The organism is Pseudomonas sp. A-R-19 (genome assembly GCF_019956575.1).
GTDB lineage: Bacteria > Pseudomonadota > Gammaproteobacteria > Pseudomonadales > Pseudomonadaceae > Aquipseudomonas.
On sequence record NZ_JAHBDR010000078.1, the window covers coordinates 1 to 21,526 of the forward strand.

Sequence of the window (21,526 nt, forward strand, 5' to 3'; positions counted from 1 at the left end):
TCGACATGCAAGGGCGCTACCGGGTCAAGTTTCTCTTCGACCGCGACACCTGGCCCGCCGGCCGCGAAAGCAAATGGCTGCGCCAGGCCCGCGCCTACGCCGGCGACACCTACGGCCTGCACCTGCCGCTGATCGCCGGCACCGAAGTGGCCATCGCCTTCGAACAGGGCGATCCGGACCGCCCCTACATCGCCCACGCCCTGCACGACGACCAGCACCCGGACCTGGTGACCCAGCGCAACGACCACCGCAACGTGCTGCGCACGCCGGCCAACAACAAGCTGCGCATGGATGACACGCGGGGGCAGGAGCACGTCAAGCTCAGTACCGAGTATGGCGGCAAGAGTCAGCTCAATCTGGGGCATCTGGTGGATGGCCAGCGCAAGAAGCGGGGGGAAGGGTTTGAGCTGAGGACGGATGATTGGGGCAGTTTGCGTGCAGGCAAAGGCGTATTCATCAGTGCCGACGCGCAGGCCAAGGCGCAGGGCCCGGTGCTGGACATGGACGCCGCCGTGGCCCGTTTGCAACAGGCCGGTGAACAGCTGCAACAACTCTCCAGCGACGCCCAGACCGCCACTGCCGAACCGGCGGACGTGGCCGCGCAACTGAACCTGTTGCGCCAGGACCTCGAACAGCTCAAGTCCCAAGTCCTGCTGCTCAGCGCCCCGCAGGGCATTGCCCTCACCAGCGGCCAGCACCTGCAACTGGCGGCCCAGGACAACCTGATGCTCAATGCCGGCGGCGAGGCTGACCTCAGCGTGATCAAGCGCCTGTTCATCGGCGTGGGGCAGGGGGTGAGCCTGTTCGTGCGCAAGCTCGGCATCAAGCTGATCGCCAATCAGGGCCCGGTGAGTGTGCAGGCGCAGAACGACAAACTGGAACTGATCGCCCGGCACGGCCTGGACATCACCAGCACCGAAGATGAAATCCACATCACAGCGAAGAAGAAAATCGTCCTTAACGGTGGGGGCAGTTACTTCAGTCTGGATGAGTGTTGCATCGAGTCCGGCACGGCGGGCGACCACAAGGTCAAGGCGGCGCACTACGACTACAGCGGCCCGGCGAACATGAAGGCCACGCACCCGGACTACCCCAAAATCCTGTCGAAAGAAATGATTAACCTGAGCCTGGCGCCCGCTCCGAACGCCTCCAGTCACGGTTGGGCCGGCATGCCCTACACGCTGTTGGCCGACGGCGCGGTACTCAAAAAAGGCGTGCTGGACAAGACCGGTCTCATATCGATTGACCATCAGGTGGTGACCCGAGGCTACCGCGTTGTCCTGGCCAACGGCACGGTTTACCAGATCCCGGTACCGACCGACTACCGCAATGCCGAACAGGCGGTGCTCGCCAATCAGGGTCTGCATAACCACCCCTCGCAAACCGATACCAGCGTCAATCAGCCCGCATCGCACACCGATCATCGCGGGCAGTACGCCGCGCGCGCAGGCATCACCGATCAGGAAGGGAAAACCCAATGACTCAATTCGAATGCGTGGTGCCCATCGCACTGCAGCACACCAACACGGCCACCTGCACAGCGCCCTGGTACGTGCGCAATACCGAATACCATCCGGTAGGCGCGACCTATCAAGCGTTGATCAACGGCGAGGAAGCCTTCAAAGCCGTGTACGAGGCCATCGCGGCAGCCAAACAATCCATCGACATCATCTGCTGGGGTTTTCAGCCCTCGATGTTTTTCATCCGCGACGGCAAGGCGCCGAGCATCGGTGAACTCCTCCTGGCCAAGGCCAGGACCAAGACAGGCGTCAAGGTACGGATACTGGGTTGGGAAATGCCTTTCAATCTGGCGGGGGTGGGCGGCGAAGCCAACCTGCCCGGCAAAGGCTCGCTGCGTATCGCCGATCGGGCGCTGCAGCGCTCCACCGAGGCGCAATACACCGAAGACCGCGAGTGGTTTGCCCGATGTGCGGTCGCAGGCAACAAAGCGGCGCAACAGGTCGCGAACGGCCTGCCAGCATTCGTCAGTCGTGGTTTCAGTTGGGAGGAAAGGGCTGAAATTTCCCACTGGGTGAAGTATGAAAGCCTCGACCCGGACATCAGCAGCAAGATGCGCCAAACCCTGAAGCTCACCGCCACCCACCACCAAAAGACCGTGCTGGTAGACTACGAACTCCCTGAAAGCGCCGTCGGCTTCGTCATGGGCCACAACATGCTCGACGAATACTGGGACACCAGTGCTCACACAGCGTTGAACCGTGCCGAAGGCAACAAGCCGGCACCCAACCAAGGCCCACGGGGCAGTACCCCGCGTCAGGACATCTCCAGCCAGGTCAGCGGCCCCATCCTCGAACACCTGCACCACAACTTCGCCACGGCGTGGTTCAAGGAGACTGGTGAGGACCTGATGGCGTCGCGCGAGGCCAAGCAACTCGGGCTGCGGCTGCAATGCAACGCCGGCGCGACGAAGCAAATCGCGCAGATCCTGCGCACCCAGGCCCAGGAAGGCAAACGCGACATCGAGACGCTCTACCTGCAAGCGGTGAACAACGCGACCCAGTTCATCTACATCGAGAACCAGTACTTTCGCTGGCCACCCCTGGCTGAACTGATCAAGAAAGTCGCCGCCGCTCAAACCGAAGGTGGTCGCGATCCCGGGCTGCACGGCCCCCTGCACCTGTTCGTCATTACCAACGCCGGCGACGACAGCGTGGGCGCCGGCACCCGCAACACCCAGCGCATGCTCGAAAGCCTCGGGCGGGCCGAGACCATTCCCGAAGTGACCAAGCTGCGGCGCATCGAACAGGTAAAAGCGCAAGCATCCCCCCGGCCGATTCCCGAGCCCCGCGACCGCGCCGGGCACCGGGAACTGGCCGAGTGGCAGGCCGAACTTGATTGGCACATCAAGCAAATCCAGGACAGCACCGTCACCCCGGAGGACATCCCGGGCCTGAAAGTGCACCTGTGTTCGCTGGTCGCGCCGGACTCACCGGCGGGCCGGGAATGGATGCCGGTGTACGTCCACTCCAAGCTGATGATCGTCGATGACGTGTTCACCACCCACGGTTCGGCCAACATCAATACCCGGAGCATGCAGGTGGATAGTGAGCTGAACATTGCCCATGAGTGGATGAGTGTGACCCAGGCGTTGAGGCGGCGGTTGTGGGACCTGCATACGGATGGAAAGGGGGTGCAGGAGGATGTGGGCAAGGCCTTCAGGGCTTGGCAGGAGATCATCAAAAAAAACAAAGAGTATCGAGACGACGAAGCAGAGCCTTACGCCCCCCTCGTCGAGTTTTACTACGGCAAGGCCAAACTGAGCGACCTCGACTGATGCGCCGTTTTCTCCTGCTCTCCTGTCTGCTGTTGGTGGCTTGCGATGACCGCAGCACCTTTAACTATCTGAAGAAGGATCCTCATGTGAAACCTCTGACGGAAATAAAAGCCAATCTGGCCTTTACCTGCGCCCACGAACATATCCCAGAAGCCAGCGCCGAAGCCGACGTGCTGTTTCACTACGCCCGCTGGCTACAGAAAAACAACCAGCTCATACCGGACAAAACTGTCGATGTCGAAATCGAGCGGTTGTACCGCATTGCCGCCGAAAATGGGCATTTCAAGGCCAACATCAACCTGCAGAACGGTGGCATGCGGCAACGGTTCCAGTTGCGTGGCGCCGAACACCTGCGTTTGAGTCAACAACTGATGGATGCTGGTGTGGCGACAGGTTACTACTTTGTAGGGATCTTCCTTCAGCAGGGGGCGGCCGGGCTTAAGCAGGATCCGGAGATGGCGTTACGTTATTTTCGCAAGGCCGCCGATCAAGGTAACGCCCAGTCTCAGTACGATGTGGGTAACAAGTTGGCGCCGAAGAGCATCGCCCCCTCTATTGCCCGGCAGATGCGCAGATGCGCTGCCGAACAAGGCCACGGCGAAGCGGCTACAGAATTAGGCGTCCATCTTCAAACTAAGGGACAGTATCAAGAAGCGCTCGAAGCATTCCAACTCGGAGTGGCGGCTGGAGATGAGACTTCAGCCGGTTTTATAGAGGAGGGATTTCGCGGTCCAGAACCTACGAATGAATTGCACTACCTCGGTCAAAAGGAAGACCTCGAACGCGCAGAGCGCTACGAAAAAATCTGGAAAGTGCTCTCTGGCTACTCCTACGCCAACCCCAAAGTCCCCGAAATCAACGAAATCCTCCCGCTGCCACCGGCCAAACTCCCCGCTTGGGACGGCAAGCTGCAATGGCTCGAAGATCGCCTGGCCAACGTCCCGCCAGAAAAACCCAGCGAAGCGCTGATCCAGCAACTGGCCAAGGCCAAACTCCTCGACGCCGCCTCCGGTCGACCGCTGCCAGCATCTCCCGATTTTATCCGGGAGCCTTACCGCAAGCTGACCTGCAACAGCGGTCAAGCCTGCCCGCAATCCGGCTATTGGAGAGCGGAAGGCATCGTCGACGAGATCCGACGTTTCGAGAAAGGCGAAATGATGCCGACCCTGAACGTCCGGCGTAGCCATAGCCGTTTCCTGCTCGCCGACCGAATTACCGTCGCAGAGGAAAACATCGAATGGATATTGTTCGGTAAAGCCTGAGCATTTCTGCTCCGATTATCAGTCGAGGCGCTCGGCGGTTGATCGGTAGCAAGAGCCTGACAAATCAACGCCAATTCCGGCAACCACAAGAGCAGCGCAATGACCCAGTTTGAGGCAGACGCACATGGAGGTGAAACGACTACAGGCATCCCGCGAAGGCAGGCACAAAAAGGCAAACGCGACATCGAGACGCTCTACCTGCAAGCGGTGAACAACGCGACCCAGTTCATCTACATCGAGAACCAGTACTTTCGCTGGCCACCCCTGGCTGAACTGATCAAGAAAGTCGCCGCCGCTCAAACCGAAGGTGGTCGCGATCCCGGGCTGCACGGCCCCCTGCACCTGTTCGTCATTACCAACGCTGGCGACGACAGCGTCGGCGCCGGCACCCGCAACACCCAGCGTATGCTCGAAAGCCTCGGGCGGGCCGAGACCATTCCCGAAGTGACCAAGCTGCGGCGCATCGAACAGGTAAAAGCGCAAGCATCACCCCGGCCGATTCCCGAGCCCCGCGACCGTGCCGGGCACCGGGAACTGGCCGAGTGGCAGGCCGAACTCGATTGGCACATCAAGCAAATCAAGGACAGCACCGTCACCCCGGAGGACATCCCCGGCCTGAAAGTGCACCTGTGTTCGCTGGTCGCGCCGGACTCACCGGCGGGCAGGGAATGGATGCCGGTGTACGTCCACTCCAAGCTGATGATCGTCGATGACGTGTTCACCACCCACGGTTCGGCCAACATCAATACCCGGAGCATGCAGGTCGATAGTGAGCTGAACATTGCCCATGAGTGGATGAGTGTGACCCAGGCAATGCGGCGGCGGTTGTGGGATCTGCATACGGATGGGACGGGGGTGCAGGATGATGCGGGGCTGGCTTTCAAAGCTTGGCAGGAGATCATCGAAACAAACAAAAAACACCAGGAAGACGAGACAACGCCTGACACCCCCCTCGTCGAGTTTTACTACGGCAAGGCCAAACTGAGCGACCTCGACTGATGCGCTGTTTTCTCCTGCTCTGCTGCCTGCTATTGGCGGCTTGCGATAGTCGCAGCACCTTTAACTATCTGAAGAAGGACCCTCATGTGAAACCTCTGACGGAAATCAAAGCCAATCTGGCCTTCACCTGTGCCCACGAAAATATCCCGGAAGCCAGTGCCGAATCTGGCGTGCTGTTCCACTACGCCCGCTGGTTGCAAAAAAACAATCAGCTCATACCGGAAAAAACTGTCGACGTCGAAATCGAGCGGTTGTACCGCATCGCCGCCGAAAATGGTCATTACAAAGCCAACATCAACTTGCAGAACGGTGGCATGCGCGGCCGTTTCCAGTTGCGTGGCGCCGAACACCTGCGTTTGAGTCAACAACTGATGGATGCTGGTGTAGCGACAGGTTACTACTTTGTAGGGATCTTCCTTCAGCAGGGTTCGGCCGGGCTTAAGCAGGATCCGGAGATGGCGTTACGTTATTTTCGCAAAGCAGCAGATGAAGGCAACGCCCAGGCGCAATACGACGTGGGGGACAAGCTGGCGCCAAAGAGCATTGCTCCAGAAGTTGCACGGCAGATGCGCCGTTGTGCTGCTGAACAGGGGCATGGCAAAGCTGCTGTCATGCTGTCGCTTTATTTAAAAGATGAACAAAAATATAGCGAAGCAATAGAAGTCTTACAGATGGGCGTGGCGGGGGGCAGTGATGGCGCTGCCGGCCGCTTGAGTGCGGCATTTCGCGCGCCACCGCCCTCTAATACGATGCATTACATCGGGCAAATTGAAGACATCGAACGTGCCGAACGCTACGAAAAAATCTGGAAAGTGCTCTCTGGCTACTCCTACGCCAACCCCAAAGTCCCCGAAATCAACGAAATCCTCCCGCTGCCACCGGCCAAACTCCCTGTCTGGGACGGCAAGCTGCAATGGCTCGAAGATCGTCTGGCCAACGTCCCGCCAGAAAAGCCCAGCGAAGCGCTGATCCAGCAACTGGCCAAGGCCAAGCTCCTCGACCCCACTTCCGGTCGACCTCTGCCAGCATCTCCCGATTTCATCCGGGAGCCTTACCGCAAGCTGACCTGCAACAGCGGTCAAGCCTGCCCGCAATCCGGCTATTGGAGAGCGGAAGGCATCGTCGACGAGATCCGACGTTTCGAAAAGGGCGAAAAGATGCCGACCCTGAACGTCCGGCGTAGCCATAGCCGTTTCCTGCTCGCCGATCGTATTACCGTCGCAGAGGAAAACATCGAATGGATATTGTTCGGTGAAGCCTGAGCATTTCTGCTCCGATTATCAGTCGAGGCGCTCGGCGGTTGTTGATCGGTAGCGAGAGCCTGACAAATCAACGCCAATTCCGGCATCTGCAAGGAGCAGCACAATGACCAAACTAAAAACAGGCAAAATAAACGTTGAGGCAGACCCACAAGGAACGGAAACGACAGCAGACGATTGCTTTGTTCAGGTAGACCAGGAAGGTAGCTTCCTTAGTGCCCAGGTTTGTGGCAGCGTGGTGGAGAAGGTAGAGGGCGGCATGAAAGTCACTCGCCCCGATGGGTCAATAGTGTACCGGCATGTCGGGGGAAACATCAGGATCGAGAATTTGATCCCCAAATCAGTAGGGATCGAGGATTTATCCGAAATTGAGTCCTTTGCGATGCGCACTGTGAATGGCATGCGTATTTATCGCGTAGATTATGTTGGCGGGGGTTATGTCGAGGTGACGTATTCAAAAGAGGGTCAAGTGATTGGCCTTATCGGTTACAACATCGAGCAAACCATCAGCAAGGACAATGAAATTATGGTTCGCCAAGGAAAATCGGCCAGCGGTCAGGTACATTGATTCCCTGTAGGAGCGAGCTTGTTAGCGAGGTATTCAAGGACGCCGCGCGTTGTCAGAATTTCCGCGTTATCGTTGACCACCATCGCGAGCATGCTCGCTCCTACAGGGAGATGTTCGCGCAAAGCTCGTTAATTCAGCGCGCTCTCCAGCATCTCAATCAACCTCTCCGGCCAAACCGTTTCGCCTGTCCGCTGCAATTCGGCCACCGACCACCACCTGTGATCCGCCATCACCCGAACTTCATTGGCCGTCCATCCCTCACGGGACAATTCCTCACCCTCGGTATGAACCACAAAATACCGTTCAACCGACAGCACCGTTTCGCCACTGGGCAGCATCATCGCAAACCTGCGTTCGGAAATGCTGGCACCTACATTGGCGACACGCAGTCCGGTCTCTTCAAACAACTCACGAACCGCCGCAGCCTCAAACGACTCACCCGGCTCAACCCCGCCACCAGGTGTCGCCCAGTGGCTTTGGCCGGCGAGGGCGTCGTTTTTGTGCTGGAAGTGAAACAGCAGAACCTGTTTCGAAGGATTGATCACCAGCAGTCGCACTGAATCACGTTGGCGCATGTTTTTTCTTTCCATAGAAGTAAGCGAGCCGCAGCTTTCACTGCGGCTCGCGACGGTAAGGCTTACATCGGCATAGCGTTGCCGAAAGGGTTACGCCACCACCCGATAACACGGCACATACGCCGCGCCACCTGGCAGTTTCATGCGGTGCTGGGCGACGAAGGCTTTGAGCAGCAGGTCCAGCGGTTGCATGATCGCCGCGTCGCCATGGATCTGGTAGGGCCCGTGCTCTTCGATCAGGCGGATGCCCTTGTCCTTGACGTTGCCGGCGACGATGCCGGAGAACGCGCGGCGCAGGTTGGCCGCCAGTTCGTGGGGCGGCAGGTCGAGGCTCAGTTTCAGGTTGGCCATGTTTTCGTGGGTCGGGTCGAACGGGCGCTGGAAGCCTTCGTCGATTTTCAGCAGCCAGTTGAAGTGGAACGCATCGTTGCGCTCGCGGCGGAACTGCTTGACCGCCTTGAGGCCCTGGGTCATCTGCCGCGCCACCTCGGCCGGGTTATCGATGATGATCTGGTAGTGCTGCTTGGCGGCGTCGCCCAGGGTGGCGCCGACGAACGCGTCCAGTTGTTCCAGGTACGGCGCGGCGTGTTTCGGCCCGGTGAGGATGACCGGGAAGGGCAGGCCTTCATTGTCCGGGTGCATCAGGATGCCCAGCAGGTAAAGGAACTCTTCGGCCGTGCCGGCGCCGCCCGGGAAGATGATGATGCCGTGGCCGACGCGGACGAAGGCTTCCAGGCGTTTTTCGATGTCCGGCAGGATCACTAGTTCGTTGACGATCGGGTTAGGCGCTTCGGCGGCGATGATGCCAGGTTCGGTCAGGCCCAGGTAGCGACCGCCGTGGATGCGTTGCTTGGCGTGGGCGATGGTTGCGCCTTTCATCGGGCCTTTCATCACGCCGGGACCGCAACCGGTGCAGATGTCCAGGCTGCGCAGGCCCAGTTCGTGGCCAACTTTCTTGGTGTATTTGTATTCTTCGGTGTTGATCGAGTGCCCGCCCCAGCACACCACGATCTTCGGCTCGACGCCGGGACGCAGGGTGCGGGCGTTGCGCAGCAGGTGGAAGACGTAGTCGCTGATGCCCTGGGAGTTGCTCAGGTCGATGCGTTGGCTGTCGAGTTCGTTTTCGGTGTAGACGATGTCACGCAGGGCGCTGAACAGCATTTCCCGGGTACTGGCGATCATTTCGCCGTCGACGAAGGCGTCGGCCGGGGCGTTCAGCAGTTCCAGGCGTACGCCGCGGTCCTGCTGGTGAATGCGGATTTCAAAATCTTTGTAGGCTTCAAGGATGGTCTTGGCGTTGTCGACATGGGCGCCGGTGTTGAGGATGGCCAGGGCGCACTGGCGGAAGAGGGTATAGGTGCTGCCGGAACCGGCTTCGCTCAATTGCTGGACTTCCCGTTGCGAGAGCGTTTCCAGGCTGCCTTTGGGACTGACGGAGGCGTTGATAACTTGGCGTTGGGTCATTCAATGATCCTTAAAACGATGTCATTCACACAGCAACTACGAATGGCATCCGAATAATGTGTATTCATGAAAGAAGATGGCACGAACTGCGCGGTCTCGCCATGTCCCCGCTTGACGATGAAAAGATGAAAAGGAGCCCCAGCATAGCTAAATCCCTCGCAGAGGCGATAATGGCCCGCAGTCTTTTTGCCCCGGACCCCTTTTTACCATTGAAGCTCAGGAAACCCGACGCAATGTTCGAAATCCAGCCGATGAACGCCCAGACCTACCGGCAACAGACACGGCGCAGCACAGTCATCATCGCCCTGATTTTCCTGGCGCTGGCGATGCTCCTGTCGACGGCGGCGGTGGCCCTGTTCGGCACGCCGGGGGGCGACAACCTGCGCTTCAACGTCGGCGGCGTGTTTGTCGCGGTGCTGGCGATGGCGGCACTGATGCGCCAAGTGTTCTGGCGCCAGGAATGGATGCAGCCCGCGGTCTACAGTTGGCAACTCAAGCGCAGCCTGATGAGCATCACCAATGTCATGCATCATGTAACGGCGGCCGTGGAAAAGGGGGATCCGGTTGCGATGAAGCTGTTGCGTTTCTACCATTTGGGCTTGAACCAGATGCATCAGCTCGATGGCAACTCCAGCGATCACAGTCAGTTGATCCGCGAAATGGACCGGCACAAGGAACGAATGCAAGCGCTGGGCATCGATACAGAGCAGACGCGACTGGATCCGGCGTGGCTGGAGGCGCTGAAGCAGATGTCGCGCTAACATCTTTGCCAGGCACCAGGGGAGATTCGTCGATCAACGATCATATTGAAGTATTCCGGCCAGCCGTGCCCCGGCTCAAGGTCCGCTCGGCGGTGACCCTGCTGGTGGCGGTGTGCCTGTCGATGGTGGCTATCGTGATCTGGGAAGCCTGGAGCTCACGCCAGTACCACCTGCATGACAAGGAAGTGGTGATGTCCAACCTTGCGCAGACCCTGGCGTCGCAAGCGCAGGCCACGATCAAGCAGGCCGATACGCTGCTGTTCACCCTGGTCGATCGTCTGGAACACGAGGGTGTCGATCAATCCCGGCTGCCGCAATTGCTTAACGCCCAGCGCGATCAGTTGAGCCAGCTCCATGGCTTGTTCGTTTTCGACGAAAACGGCCAGTGGCTCGCCAATTCCAATGGCGCCGGCCAGACCGGCGTCAACAATTCCGATCGCGAATACTTCATTTTCCATCGTGACAACCCCAGCCGCGGGCCGCACATCGGGCCGTCGATCAAGAGCCGTTCGAGCGGCGAGTGGATCCTGACGGTCTCGCGCCGGGTCAATCATCCCGACGGCAGCTTTGCCGGGGTGGCGCTGGCGACGATTTACCTGAGTCATTTCCTGCAGCTCTACGACAGCATCGACATGGGCAGTAACGGCGTGATCAACCTGATCGCCGACAATGCCAGCATTGTCATCCGCAGGCCCTTCAAGGAAACGGAGATCGGCACCAGCCTGGCCAAGAGTCCGTTGTTCACCCAGTTGTTGCCCAAGGGCGATGCGGGCACGGCCACGATCACGTCGGTTATCGACGGTGTCGAGCGGGTGACGGGCTATCGTCGGGTCGAGGGTTATCCGCTGATCGTCTTTGTCGCGCTGAACAAGAGTGAAGTGTTGGCCAGCTGGCGCAAGGAAACGCTACTCAGCGCCGGCATCGTCACGCTGCTGCTGAGTGTTCTCGGCGTGCTGGGGTTGCGGCTTATCAAGCTGATGAAGCAGCAGAACCTGGTGCAGGTCGAGTTGCTGGACACCCAGGACAAGCTCCTGGAGGTCAATCGCAACCTCGAAGGCCTGGCCCTGAAGGACGCACTGACGGGGTTGGCCAACCGGCGTCAGCTCGACGCTTTCATCGACGCCGAAATGGGCCGTGCCCGACGCAGCCAGACCGAGCTGGCGCTGCTGATGATCGATGTCGATCATTTCAAACCGTTCAACGACCGCTACGGCCACCTGGCCGGTGATGAGTGTTTGCGCAAGGTCGGGGCGATCATCACGAACAACATCAAGCGCCCGGGTGACCTCGCCGCCCGTTATGGTGGCGAGGAGTTTGCGGTGGTGCTGCCCGGCACCGATTACGTGGGAGCCTTTCTGGTGGCGGAGAAAATTCGCCGCGCGGTGCTGCAGGCTGAAATTGCCCACAGCGACAGCCCGCAAGGCGCGGTGACTGTCAGCATCGGCGTGTGTGCCTGCAATGCCGGGTCCCAGCTCCGCCCCGAAGAACTGATTGGTGCGGCGGACAAGGCGCTGTACGTGGCCAAGGCCAGTGGGCGGAACATGAGCGTGATTGCCAACTGAACGGCGGGCATCAATTAAACCGGTCCGTTCCCTGCACCAGCCGGGTAGCCAGGTAGGGTTTTTTCAGCTGCTCCAGCCACCAGCCCAGGGCGCGTCCGTCATGATCGCCACGCCAGCCGGCGTAGAGGATGTTCGGCTCACGCGGGTCGGCCATCGGCTTCTCGATCAGCGTGCCGTTTTCCAGCAACGAACCCACCCGGTGCCGCGGCAGCCAGCCCACCCCCAGCGCATGGCACTGGGCGAGGATTTTCGCGCGCATGCTCGGCACGGCCAGCACCGTTTGCCCGCCGGTGACGCCGTAGGTGCTGCCCTCGGTGACCCTTGATGAATCGGCCACCACAATCGCCCGATGCTGCGCGACCATGGCCCGGGTAATCGGGCCCTTGGCCTTGGCCAGCGGGTGTCTGGGCGACACCGCAAACACCCATTGCATTTCCCCCAGTTGCATCCAGCGCAAGTTGGCAATGGCTGGCGGTTCATTGGTGGCGCCGATGACCAGGTCCGCGCGGCCTTCACGCAGGGCTTCCCAGACCCCTTTGAGGACTTCCTGGGTGATGCGCAGCGGTACGCCGGATTGCAGCGCATCGAACTCGTCGATCACCGGGATCAGGGTCTCGAACTCCAGCAGTTCGTCGGTGACGATCCACAGGCGACTCTCCCAGCCATTGGCGACTTGCCGGACCCGTTGGGTCAGGCGCGAGACGTCCTGCATCAGCCGCGCCGCTTCGTTGACCAGCAACTCGCCCGCCGGGGTCAGTTGCAACCGGTAGCGGCGGCGGTCGAACAGCAACGCATCGAAGCGCTCCTCCAGTTGCCGCGCCGCATAGGACACGGTCGACGGCGCCTTGCCCAGATGCGCGGCCGCCCGCGACAGGCTGCCGGTTTCGCGGATGGCCTCGAGCAGCGCCAGGTCTTCGGTCGACAGCATGTGCACAATCCTCAAACGAAAATCGCAACCCTGTAGGAGCCGGCTTGCTGGCGATGACGTCCGCGAGCGCGATGCAAGTCTCCCGATCCATCGCTGGCAAGCCAGCTCCTACAGCAGCGAGCATGTCCCGCATCCTTGTAGGAGCCGGCTTGCTGGCGATGACGTCCGCGAGCGCGATGCAAGTCTCTCGACCCATCGCTGGCAAGCCAGCTCCTACAGGTTTCGCGACTCGAGCAGCGCCAGGTCTTCGGTGGACAGCATATGCAAATCCTTGAGGGGTAATGCGGTATCTGCAGAAGAATATGCGTTTCCTGAGTTCCGTGGGTGGCAATAAAAACCGCGCTCATCCCCAAGCGCTGCTACGCGATTATTGTTGCAACCCGGTTGCCTGGTTACCGGTGCCTTCCTGATTAAAGTTGGTGCTTTCACCGACAAGTACGCCGGGTGGGATGGCAAGCAACTCGTCCAATGCCTGCTTGAAGCTGACCAACAGGGCTTGCACACAATCTTCAGGAATGGCGTCACGGTAGTAGGAAAGACTACCGACCAATCCGCTTTCGGTACGTATTGTGTTAAGCGAAACATCGGTCTTGATCCCACTGGACGGAACCCCGATACCGTGGAGCTGTGATGTGCCTAATTGGCGCTGCCGTGAGGGATAGTTGTGGTGGTTATACCAATAGGGAAATCGGGAGCCGTAAGCGACAGCGCGTGGCGAACAGTGCGTCTCAAAAAAATGCGGCGGCAGCATGGCGTGGCCATAGGCATCCAATACGCAATGGTTGACCTGCTCCAGCAGCAACTGAGACGGAGACCATTCAGAAAGCCGGGGTCGAATTACCATGGGGTGAACAAAATACCCCACCACCGGCTCCAGGGCCGCGTCAGTCCGGTTGGCCACCGGAGAGCGTACGTAGAGGTCGATCATGCCTGTGTTTCTGGCGAGAGAAACCAAGAATGCAGTGAGGATAACGGTATAAAGGCTGAAGCCCGTTCGGCTGCACAATTGCGCGATTGCGGGGTATTGCACATCCAGATTGAGCGGTAAAACGGCACTGCGATAGGTAAATTGCCGAGGCCGCTCAATAGCGCCGCGCAGTGGAAAGGGTTCGGGCAGTTGTTTCAGTGTCTCTTGCCAAAAAACGTTATGTTTATCCAGCAGGTTTTCAGCCAAACGTTGATGTTGGGCATCGGTATAATCTGCATATTGCAGGCAGTGTTTGGCTTCGTCAGGCAGGCCGGTAGCGAGTAATGACTGATAGTGCGCGCAAAGCTGGTCCATCAGTACCGCACCTGACCAGCCATCGAATGCAATGTGATGGGCAGTGATAATCAGCACGTCATCTGTCCCTTGGCATTCAAGGTAGGTTGCCCGAATCAACGGTGGATGTCTCAGGTCAAAGACGGTCAATGATTCCTCAACGATCAGATCGACCACAGTTCGGCTGATATCGCTTTCAAGCGGCAGGTTTATCAGATGAAAAGGCAGCGGGAACTCATCACGGGCGTGTTGTGTACGACGCCATTGGTCGTGAGCGTTGAATTTGAAACTGCAACGTAACGCTGGTTGCTGGTCAAGTACGACGCCGAAGGCTTCGCGAACCCTGGCCACTGAACACTCGCCTCGAATGTAAAACGCCATCACCACATTTTCCAGATAGGCCGGGGTTTCGGGGGGCTTTTCAAGGACCTCGCGTTGAGCCAGTCCGGGCGTATCTTCACCTTCTCGCTGACGCCAGGCATGGGCGCCCAGCAATAGGCTGTTTTCACTATCTTGGCGTGCGCTTCTGTTGAGCAAGTCCGTCTGCTGAGCCAGTGTCGGATGGTCGAAAATATCTTCGGGGGTCAGGTCAACATTGAACAGGTTGGCAATTCTGCCAAGCAGCATCATCACCGACAGGGAAGTCGCGCCGCATTCAAAAAAATGGCTGTCGGCCGAGATGGTCTGGTGGCTGAGGATTTCTTTCCAGATAGCTTGTAATTGATCCAATGTCGAAGCGTCGCCAGTGACTGACGGTGTGGTGCGATTCATGATGCCCCCATTGCGGTTTAAGTTTTTTAATAGGGGGTACTATTGACGGTTGTAGATGGGTTGTTAAGTCGGACTGTTCCTGCGTTTTCAGCTCCTTTTCCATTTATCGAGTGAGTCAATTCCTACAAATTACTCGTCCGATTCAACTCTTTGCTCTGGAAAAGGAGTTGCTGCAGACCGCGATCTTTCAGGGGCGCTTCCACTTCCGGATCACTCGAAGATAGACCAACACATTGATCACCAACACCACACCCCCCAACCCCAGCTGAACACCGGGTGTCAGGCCCGCCGGATAAATCACCGGCCAAATGTAATGCTCGATGAATCCACCGTCATAGCCGCTTTGCCCAGCCCCTTGGCGCAGGCGGTTTTCCCAGTCGGTCAGCGGGCAGGGCAGGTGGAAGAATTCCACCGCCATACCCCATAACGCGGCCGGCGGATGCCACCAGATCAGGTGGCGCCATTTGAGCACCAGCAAGCCGCCGAACAACACAAACACAATGAACAGCAAGTGAACCAGCAGCAGCCCGTCGGCGGCGATTCGGTACAGCATGTCGGTGCCCCTGAAGGCTGGACGAATCGCTCCATGGTACTCGGGCCGGTGGCGGGGGCTCTATCGATTGTCGCGCTGCAAGGCGCTGAGCACGCCTTGCAAACGCTCGGTCATCGATTCACTGCTGCGTTGCATCGGCGCACGCAGTTCATCGCCGATCAAGCCTTGCAGGGCCAGCGCGGTTTTCACCGGGGCCGGGTTGGGCTCCAGGAACAGGCTGTTGATCAGCGGCAGCAAACGGAAAAACGTGGCGCGGCCTTCAGCCAATTGGTTGTCGCGGATTTGCCGGTGCAACTGCACGAACAGTTCGGGATGGACATGCGCCGACGCGGCAATCGCGCCTTTGGCGCCCAGGCATAGGGCGTTGAAAATCTGGTTGTCTTCACCGCACAGGACATCGACCTGGCCGCTGTTGAGCAAGGCGAGGGTGTTGGAGAAATTACCGCCGCAATCCTTGATCGCGACGATGCGCTCGTGGGCGACGATGTTGAGCAGGGTCGCCTGCTCGAAGGCCACGCCGGTACGGTAAGGGATGTCGTAGAGAATCAGCGGCACGCTGGAGGCATCGGCGACCGTGCGGAAAAACGCTTCAAGGCCAGCCTGGGACGGGCGGATGTAATACGGCGCCGGCACCAGCAGGCCAGCCACCGGGCGCTTGAGGATCTCACTCTGGAATTGCAACAACTCGCTCAGGTTGTTACCGGCCAGGCCCATGACCACCCGTTGTGCGGGCACCAGCTCCAGCACCGCATCGAGCACCGCCAGTTGCTCATGTTTGCCCATCGCCGCCGGTTCGCCGGTGGTGCCGCAAACGATGAGGCCGTCGACGCCGCTCTCCAGCAAGTGGCTGACCAGCCGGCGCAAGCCGACGAAATCGATGGCGCCGTTGTGGAAGGGGGTGACCAGTGGAACCCAGATACCTTGAAACGCAGACATGCACTTTCTCCTGATGGTTGACCGATTTCGTCACCGTCAGGGGCATGGAAGGAGAGTAAGCAAGGGGAGGGTGGTCCGTCGCGCTCAATGTCCTGTCAGCTCATCTGACGGGACAGCGCGCCCCGGTCACATGAGCGACTGTTTCTTCGATTTGAGGGTGTGCGCAACGCAACCTTGCGCCTTGGCAATCAAGCCAATGACGGAAGTGTTGAGGTTGAAGGTTGCGGACATACTTGCTTACACCCTGAGTGAGGCGCCCAGTTTTAAAAGGCGGCGCGCCGTTTGTCAATCACGAAAGTCAGCGAACTCGGCGCGCATCCGGCCATTGTGCTTGGCCTTGTAGAGCAGATGATCGACCTGTTCGACGAATTCCAGGGCCGTCGCATGCATCGATGCCAGGGTGGTGCCGACGCCGAGGCTGACACTCAGCAGCCGCGAAACGTTCGAGAATTCATGGGCGATCTGCTGCTGGCGAATCAGGTGCAGGCACTTGTGCGCCACCAGCCTGGCGGATTCGGCATCGGTCTCCGGCAGCAGCCAGACAAACTCTTCACCGCCGATCCGGGCGATGAAATCCCGCGGTCGATTGGCCGCCATCGACAGGGTTTGCGCGACGCGGCGCAGGCATTCGTCGCCCTTGATGTGGCCGTAATGGTCGTTGTACTGCTTGAAGTAATCGATATCCAGCACGATCACCGACAACGGCAAGCCGGTGCGTTGGGCTGAGTTCCACTCGCGTTCCAATACGGTGTCGAACATGCGCCGGTTGGCGATGCCGGTCAGGCCGTCCTGGAAGGAATACTCTTCTAGCTGCTTTTGCAGGCGGATCAGGTGTTCTTCGGTTTTCTTGCGCTCGCTGATATCGAACATGAAACCCACCAGCGCCTCGACTTCACCGTCCCTGCGCACCACGTGCACCACATCGCGGATCCACACGTACTCGCCGCTTTCGGTCAGTGCGCGATAGTCGGCCTCGTGATCGATGCCGGCCCGCGATTGCGAGACGCAGAAGTCCATCACGTAGGTGCGGTCATCCGGGTGCATGCGCTCGACCCAGTCATTGACCGAAGCCCAGCTGTGCTGCTTCCAGCCCAGCAGTTCTTCGATCTGTGGCCCGATGTAACTGAACGTCATGGTTTTCCAGTCGATGCGCCAGGGAATGGCTTTGGTCGACTCAAGCAGGGTTTTGTATACGTCGCTGTCGGTTTCGACTGAACTCATGAAGGGCCTGCCTCGATGAAAATGCTGGGCCATCATGTTGCTACCACCTTGGCGAATCAAGCGGGCAGCCGATGAATGGCACGCGGTCGTAGCAGTGAGCAAGATTGTTCAAGCCTTCGCCGGCGACTGCTGGCACAGTCTCAGGTCTTTCCCTGTCTGTAGAACGTCATGTCCAACTCACTCATGCCGCGCAGTGCCTTTCTGCGCGGGGCCGCCGCGATCATGCCGCTGTCCCTGGCCACCGCGCCCTGGGGCTTGCTGGCCGGTTCCATGGCCATCGAAGCCAACCTCACGCCCCTGCAAGGCCAGGGCTTGTCGAGCATTGTGTTTGCCGGTGCCGCGCAACTGGTGGCCATCGGCATGCTCAAGGGCGGTGCCGGGATCTTTTCGATCCTGCTCACCACCTTGCTGCTGACCTCCCAGCATTTGCTCTACGGGATGAGCCTGCGTTCGGTGATCTCGCCGTTGCCGGGGCGCTGGCGTGCAGGGCTGGGGTTCTTGCTCACCGATGAGCTGTTCGCCTTGACCAGCCAGCACGACAAACAGCAATTCAACCGTTGGTACGCCCTGGGCGTGGGCCTGACGTTCTACATCGCCTGGAACCTCTTCACCCTGGCAGGCATTGTGCTCGGCAGCAGCATTCCCGGCCTTGAACACCTGGGCCTGGATTTCTCCATCGCGGCCACCTTCATTGCCCTGATCACCCCGGTAGTGCGCAACGTGCCGACCGTGGTGTGCGTGGTAGTGTCGCTGTTCTGCTCGGTGCTGTTCAGCTACTGGCAATGGGGTTCGGCCCTGGTGCTGTCGGGGCTGGCGGGCATGACCGCCGGGTTTGTCTGCAATAAATTCTACGGTGGTCGCACATGATGGTCTGGGCAGTGATTGTCGGAATGGGCGTGTTGGTGTTCCTCAACCGCTATGTTTTTCTGGAGCCGCGACTGCCGGTACGCCTGAGCAGCAATGCCCGGCAGTTCCTCGGGTTTGCCGTGCCGGGCATGTTGACCGCGATCTGTGGGCCGATTGTATTCATGCCGGAGAAACAGCTGAACCTGCACTGGGACAATCCCTATCTGATCAGCTCGCTGGTGGCGGTCGGGCTGGTGCTGTACACGCGCAATACCTTGCTCAGCATGCTGTTGAGCATGGGCTTCTTCTTTTTGCTGCGCTGGTGGCTGTGAGCGGGGCAGGGGGATCTGTTCTACGCTTAAGATTGATGACCGATCCCTTCAGGAAGAGAGGTGAACATGGCCAATGAACCCAAGCGTCCGGACCCGGAAGAGGACGTGGACGAACCTACGGAAGAAGAGATTGAGCAGCAGAAGCGTTCGGTACCGGACTGGAAGCATCCTGACGACGGTACGGAACTGTCAGAACCTGACCGCAAGTTCTGACCGACGCATACGACAAAGCCCCGCCTTTTGAGCGGGGCTTTGTCGTGATCACCCTTGTTCCATGACTTCTGGAAATTCGGGGTGGGCTGCGCGGTATCCCAATGTCTTGTCGATCCAGGCGTTCAGTTCGTTGACCATCACCGGCGGTTTACCCGGGTAATGTTCAAGGGTTGAACTCAGGATTTCATGGATATCGGGAACAGATCGAAGGTTGCGGGTTTGAATGTATTGCTTGATAAAGCAGTCGAGTTGGTAGTGCTCCGTCTTTGTAAGATGAACGCACGCCAGGCCCACGACTTGATCGTTTTCATAGTCGTCGCGCAATTTGGTTCTCTGCAAGGCTTGTTGTTTTAGGATTTCCTTAATCGCTGACTCTTTGGTCAACTAATGGTGTTGCGGGAAATTCGGCGCGAATGCTAGCTGTAGTCACCGCGATTGTATCTATTTCGACTATGGAGTCTGACAGGCGGTACAAACGTTCCAGTTGCTGTTGTTAAGAGAATGAAACAGTCGGTTAATGCTGATATTAATGACCGCTTTACTGCCGTTATCGATAAGTTCATGGAACTTGCTTAATCAGCGCAGCGCTCTGGTTCCTGACATTGCCGACGGCCTTGTCCACCTTGTACCACTCAAATACATCACTGATTTCGCCTTGAGATAACGCCATTTCTTCGGCGCGTTCCTTGGGCGTGGCCGGGTCCAGCCATTCCCGCGCCAGCTCGGGGCAAAACACCACCGGGCGTCGGTCATGCACATCGAGCAGGCCGCCTGCGCTGTCGGCCGTGAGGATGACGAAACCGTCATGCTCCCTGTGCGGGGCTCCGCCAATGGGGTATTGGCCGATCGCCGCGCAAAAGACCGGCTTGCGGTCACGTCGGCGAATCAACCATGGTTGTTTGTTGCCGTCACCGGCGTCGACCCATTCGAACCAGTTATCAATCGGGCAGATCGCGCGATGCGGCCAGATGGCCCGGAAGTACGGGCCGTGGGCGACTTTCTCGACCCGCGCATTGATCGGCGCCACGCGATCCGTCGCCCAGTGCGGGCGCCAACCCCAGCGCACGGCGTCGGCATGCAGACGCTCATTCTCCAGATGCAGCAGGGCGAGTGGCGTGGTGGGCGCGGCGTTATAGTGCGCCAGGGGTTCGTTGCCGACGTGGTTGATCAGCGCGTCGGGGATGCTCAGCACCGCCACGAAGTCGTGGATTCCACGGTATTGCGACAGTCGTCCGCACATGGCCTGACACTCTGGTTGAGACGCTCTGACCGGAGACTTCAGTTTAGTAGCTCGAGACGAAACAGGCCTGGCAAGCACCGGAACCAAACCCTGTGTACCCTATCCAACCTCGACCCGCCGCCCAAATGGGGGAAGGACGGATGATCCGGCGAAGGATACTGGCCAATTCAAGCGTGACCCTGATGGTCTGACCCAAGGCAAAACATGAAGCACTTGTTCAAGGTTTTAACGGTATGCGCGATGGCTGCCGGTCTGTTGGGGTGCATCGCGGCGCCCATCGAAATGACCGCGCAGACCGAACAGCGTCTGAGTGCACAGCCCCCCATCCGCTTTTTGCTGACCTTCGATGACGGTCCCAGTGCATCGAGTTGGTGGAATCCGACCGTCACGGTGCTTGAGAGCCTGGCGCAAAACCCGCTGCAACCGGGGATCAAGGCCGTGTTCTTCGTGCAAACCCGGGCACCGCGAGCCGGCGGTAGCGAGTTGGGTCGGGACATCATGCGGCGCGAACACGCCGAAGGTCATATCCTGGGTTTCCACACGGCGACGCCCTGGCACACCAATCATCGTTCCCTCGATCCGCCAGAGCTGGAGCAGGCCCTGACTGATGGCAGTGCCGACATCGCGGCGATTACCGGCGCCCCGCCAGTCCTGCTGCGCCCGCCATTCTGGAACTACGACAAACGCACCTTCGCCGCTTATCAGCAGCATGGCCTGCATGTACTGCTGACGGACCTGAGCGCCAATGACGGCAAGATCTGGGGCTTCAACGCCAGCCCGCGACGCCGCTCGCACATGCTGCGCTCGATGTCCGAAGTGCGCGAGCGCATCGCCCGCGGCGAATTGCCGGTGGTCGATGGGGTGATTCCGGTGGTGGTGACCTTCCACGACCTCAACCGTTACACCGCCCGGCATACCCGCGAATACTTGCAGATACTGCTCGACAGCGCCCGGGAGACCGGGGTGAAAACCGCGGACAAGCCGTTTTACGATGATCAGGCGGCGTTGCTGCGGGCGGCCATGGCGCGAACCGTGCGCGACGGTTCGCAGCCGGTCGAGTTGCCGGGGTTCTGGAACTGGATCTGGGGTGCGAACGCCCGTTAAAAAACCTGCAGAAAGTGAGAGCTGGATAACACTAATTGCGAATGATTCTGTTGCAGAGCCGGAAAGTGTAACTATGCTGAAACGGATCCAACCGAAATGACTGTCGCCCGAGGGACCGGCCATGCTTCCAATTTCAGTTCTTTGCAACATTGTTGAGTCCGGTTTTGCGCCGCTGTCGTGCGAATGCACGGAGAACAAAGGACTGCTGCGCATCGAGGTCTACGAACCCGTCAGCAAGCGGGTGGAGCTGTTGATCTGCGGCGTTTCGACGGCGGAGCTGACCAGCGTGCGCGCCATCTCGGATTTTGTCGGCGAGTTGCGTACCGAGATGAAGGCAGGGCGCCGGGCTTTTGCGGGCTGAATCCTGTGAACACTG

General features: G+C 59.1%; 21 protein-coding genes and 1 pseudogene. 13 read left to right on the forward strand and 9 right to left on the reverse strand.

Annotation, left to right across the window (positions count from 1 at the left end; all coding sequences use genetic code 11):
- The 6 genes and pseudogenes from KGA88_RS22320 to KGA88_RS22345 form a co-directional block, all read left to right on the forward strand.
- The coding region (locus KGA88_RS22320; protein WP_223594308.1) for a DUF2345 domain-containing protein at positions 1-1,481 on the forward strand (1,481 nt) is incomplete at its 5' end.
- On the forward strand, positions 1,478-3,295 hold the full coding sequence (locus tag KGA88_RS22325) for a phospholipase D-like domain-containing protein (RefSeq protein ID WP_223594310.1): 1,818 nt from the start codon (positions 1,478-1,480) through the stop codon (positions 3,293-3,295). The genes KGA88_RS22320 and KGA88_RS22325, both read left to right, overlap by 4 nt.
- Positions 3,295-4,557, forward strand: a complete 1,263-nt coding sequence (locus KGA88_RS22330) for a sel1 repeat family protein (protein WP_223594312.1) — start codon at positions 3,295-3,297, stop codon at positions 4,555-4,557. Before KGA88_RS22325 ends, KGA88_RS22330 begins: the two co-directional genes overlap by 1 nt.
- Positions 4,558-4,704: 147 nt before the next feature.
- Positions 4,705-5,556 (forward strand): annotated as a pseudogene (locus KGA88_RS22335) (phospholipase D-like domain-containing protein); the annotation flags it as partial.
- Complete coding sequence (locus tag KGA88_RS22340; protein ID WP_223594314.1) at positions 5,556-6,818, forward strand: sel1 repeat family protein; 1,263 nt, start codon at positions 5,556-5,558, stop codon at positions 6,816-6,818. The pseudogene KGA88_RS22335 and the gene KGA88_RS22340, both read left to right, overlap by 1 nt.
- A gap of 103 nt (positions 6,819-6,921) precedes the next feature.
- Positions 6,922-7,383, forward strand: coding sequence for a hypothetical protein (locus KGA88_RS22345; RefSeq protein ID WP_223594316.1), 462 nt, complete (start codon positions 6,922-6,924; stop codon positions 7,381-7,383).
- Positions 7,384-7,511: 128 nt separating this feature from the next.
- Here KGA88_RS22345 and KGA88_RS22350 read toward each other — a convergent pair whose 3' ends face one another.
- Together KGA88_RS22350 and ppnN are read right to left on the reverse strand one after the other, a co-directional pair.
- Positions 7,512-7,958 (reverse strand): NUDIX hydrolase, encoded by a 447-nt coding sequence (locus tag KGA88_RS22350; RefSeq protein WP_223594318.1) that lies wholly within the window; start codon positions 7,956-7,958, stop codon positions 7,512-7,514.
- Between the two features lie 90 nt (positions 7,959-8,048).
- Positions 8,049-9,422 carry a nucleotide 5'-monophosphate nucleosidase PpnN gene (gene ppnN / locus KGA88_RS22355; RefSeq protein WP_223594320.1) on the reverse strand — a complete coding sequence of 458 codons (1,374 nt, stop codon included), beginning with the start codon at positions 9,420-9,422 and terminating at the stop codon, positions 8,049-8,051.
- A 233-nt stretch (positions 9,423-9,655) separates the two neighbouring features.
- Between ppnN and KGA88_RS22360 the strand changes: the two genes are divergently transcribed.
- Both KGA88_RS22360 and KGA88_RS22365 read left to right on the forward strand, forming a co-directional pair.
- Positions 9,656-10,183 carry a DUF3087 domain-containing protein gene (locus tag KGA88_RS22360; RefSeq protein WP_223594321.1) on the forward strand — a complete coding sequence of 176 codons (528 nt, stop codon included), beginning with the start codon at positions 9,656-9,658 and terminating at the stop codon, positions 10,181-10,183.
- 122 nt (positions 10,184-10,305) lie between these two features.
- On the forward strand, positions 10,306-11,745 hold the full coding sequence (locus KGA88_RS22365) for a diguanylate cyclase (RefSeq protein ID WP_411740864.1): 1,440 nt from the start codon (positions 10,306-10,308) through the stop codon (positions 11,743-11,745).
- Between the two features lie 10 nt (positions 11,746-11,755).
- Here the strand turns inward: KGA88_RS22365 and KGA88_RS22370 are convergent, their stop codons facing one another.
- The 5 genes from KGA88_RS22370 to KGA88_RS22390 form a co-directional block, all read right to left on the reverse strand.
- Positions 11,756-12,673, reverse strand: coding sequence for a LysR family transcriptional regulator (locus KGA88_RS22370; protein ID WP_223594324.1), 918 nt, complete (start codon positions 12,671-12,673; stop codon positions 11,756-11,758).
- Between the two features lie 367 nt (positions 12,674-13,040).
- Positions 13,041-14,705: a condensation domain-containing protein gene (locus KGA88_RS22375; protein WP_110662776.1), complete on the reverse strand. Its 1,665-nt coding sequence runs from the start codon at positions 14,703-14,705 to the stop codon at positions 13,041-13,043.
- 187 nt (positions 14,706-14,892) lie between these two features.
- On the reverse strand, positions 14,893-15,258 hold the full coding sequence (locus KGA88_RS22380) for a DUF2784 domain-containing protein (protein ID WP_223594326.1): 366 nt from the start codon (positions 15,256-15,258) through the stop codon (positions 14,893-14,895).
- Positions 15,259-15,318: 60 nt separating this feature from the next.
- Complete coding sequence (gene dapA / locus KGA88_RS22385; protein WP_223594328.1) at positions 15,319-16,194, reverse strand: 4-hydroxy-tetrahydrodipicolinate synthase; 876 nt, start codon at positions 16,192-16,194, stop codon at positions 15,319-15,321.
- A 285-nt stretch (positions 16,195-16,479) separates the two neighbouring features.
- Positions 16,480-17,415: a sensor domain-containing diguanylate cyclase gene (locus KGA88_RS22390; RefSeq protein ID WP_223594335.1), complete on the reverse strand. Its 936-nt coding sequence runs from the start codon at positions 17,413-17,415 to the stop codon at positions 16,480-16,482.
- Between the two features lie 168 nt (positions 17,416-17,583).
- On the opposite strand from KGA88_RS22390, the gene KGA88_RS22395 reads away from it, so the two are divergent.
- The 3 genes from KGA88_RS22395 (at position 17,584) to KGA88_RS22405 (ending at position 18,806) form a co-directional block, all read left to right on the forward strand.
- Complete coding sequence (locus KGA88_RS22395; RefSeq protein ID WP_223594337.1) at positions 17,584-18,282, forward strand: AzlC family ABC transporter permease; 699 nt, start codon at positions 17,584-17,586, stop codon at positions 18,280-18,282.
- Positions 18,282-18,593, forward strand: a complete 312-nt coding sequence (locus KGA88_RS22400) for an AzlD domain-containing protein (protein WP_015095729.1) — start codon at positions 18,282-18,284, stop codon at positions 18,591-18,593. The genes KGA88_RS22395 and KGA88_RS22400 overlap by 1 nt, the downstream gene beginning before the upstream one ends.
- A gap of 66 nt (positions 18,594-18,659) precedes the next feature.
- Positions 18,660-18,806 carry a hypothetical protein gene (locus KGA88_RS22405; protein ID WP_007978995.1) on the forward strand — a complete coding sequence of 49 codons (147 nt, stop codon included), beginning with the start codon at positions 18,660-18,662 and terminating at the stop codon, positions 18,804-18,806.
- 48 nt (positions 18,807-18,854) lie between these two features.
- On the opposite strand, the gene KGA88_RS22410 is transcribed toward KGA88_RS22405, so the two are convergent.
- Positions 18,855-19,130: a hypothetical protein gene (locus KGA88_RS22410; RefSeq protein WP_110661745.1), complete on the reverse strand. Its 276-nt coding sequence runs from the start codon at positions 19,128-19,130 to the stop codon at positions 18,855-18,857.
- Between the two features lie 235 nt (positions 19,131-19,365).
- Positions 19,366-20,046, reverse strand: coding sequence for an SOS response-associated peptidase family protein (locus KGA88_RS22415; RefSeq protein ID WP_110661746.1), 681 nt, complete (start codon positions 20,044-20,046; stop codon positions 19,366-19,368).
- A gap of 204 nt (positions 20,047-20,250) precedes the next feature.
- Between KGA88_RS22415 and KGA88_RS22420 the strand changes: the two genes are divergently transcribed.
- Positions 20,251-21,150, forward strand: coding sequence for a polysaccharide deacetylase family protein (locus tag KGA88_RS22420; RefSeq protein ID WP_110661747.1), 900 nt, complete (start codon positions 20,251-20,253; stop codon positions 21,148-21,150).
- Positions 21,151-21,271: 121 nt separating this feature from the next.
- A complete protein-coding gene (locus tag KGA88_RS22425; protein WP_110661748.1) occupies positions 21,272-21,511 on the forward strand; it encodes a DUF1652 domain-containing protein in 240 nt (79 codons plus the stop codon).
- The last annotated feature ends 15 nt before the right edge of the window (positions 21,512-21,526 follow it).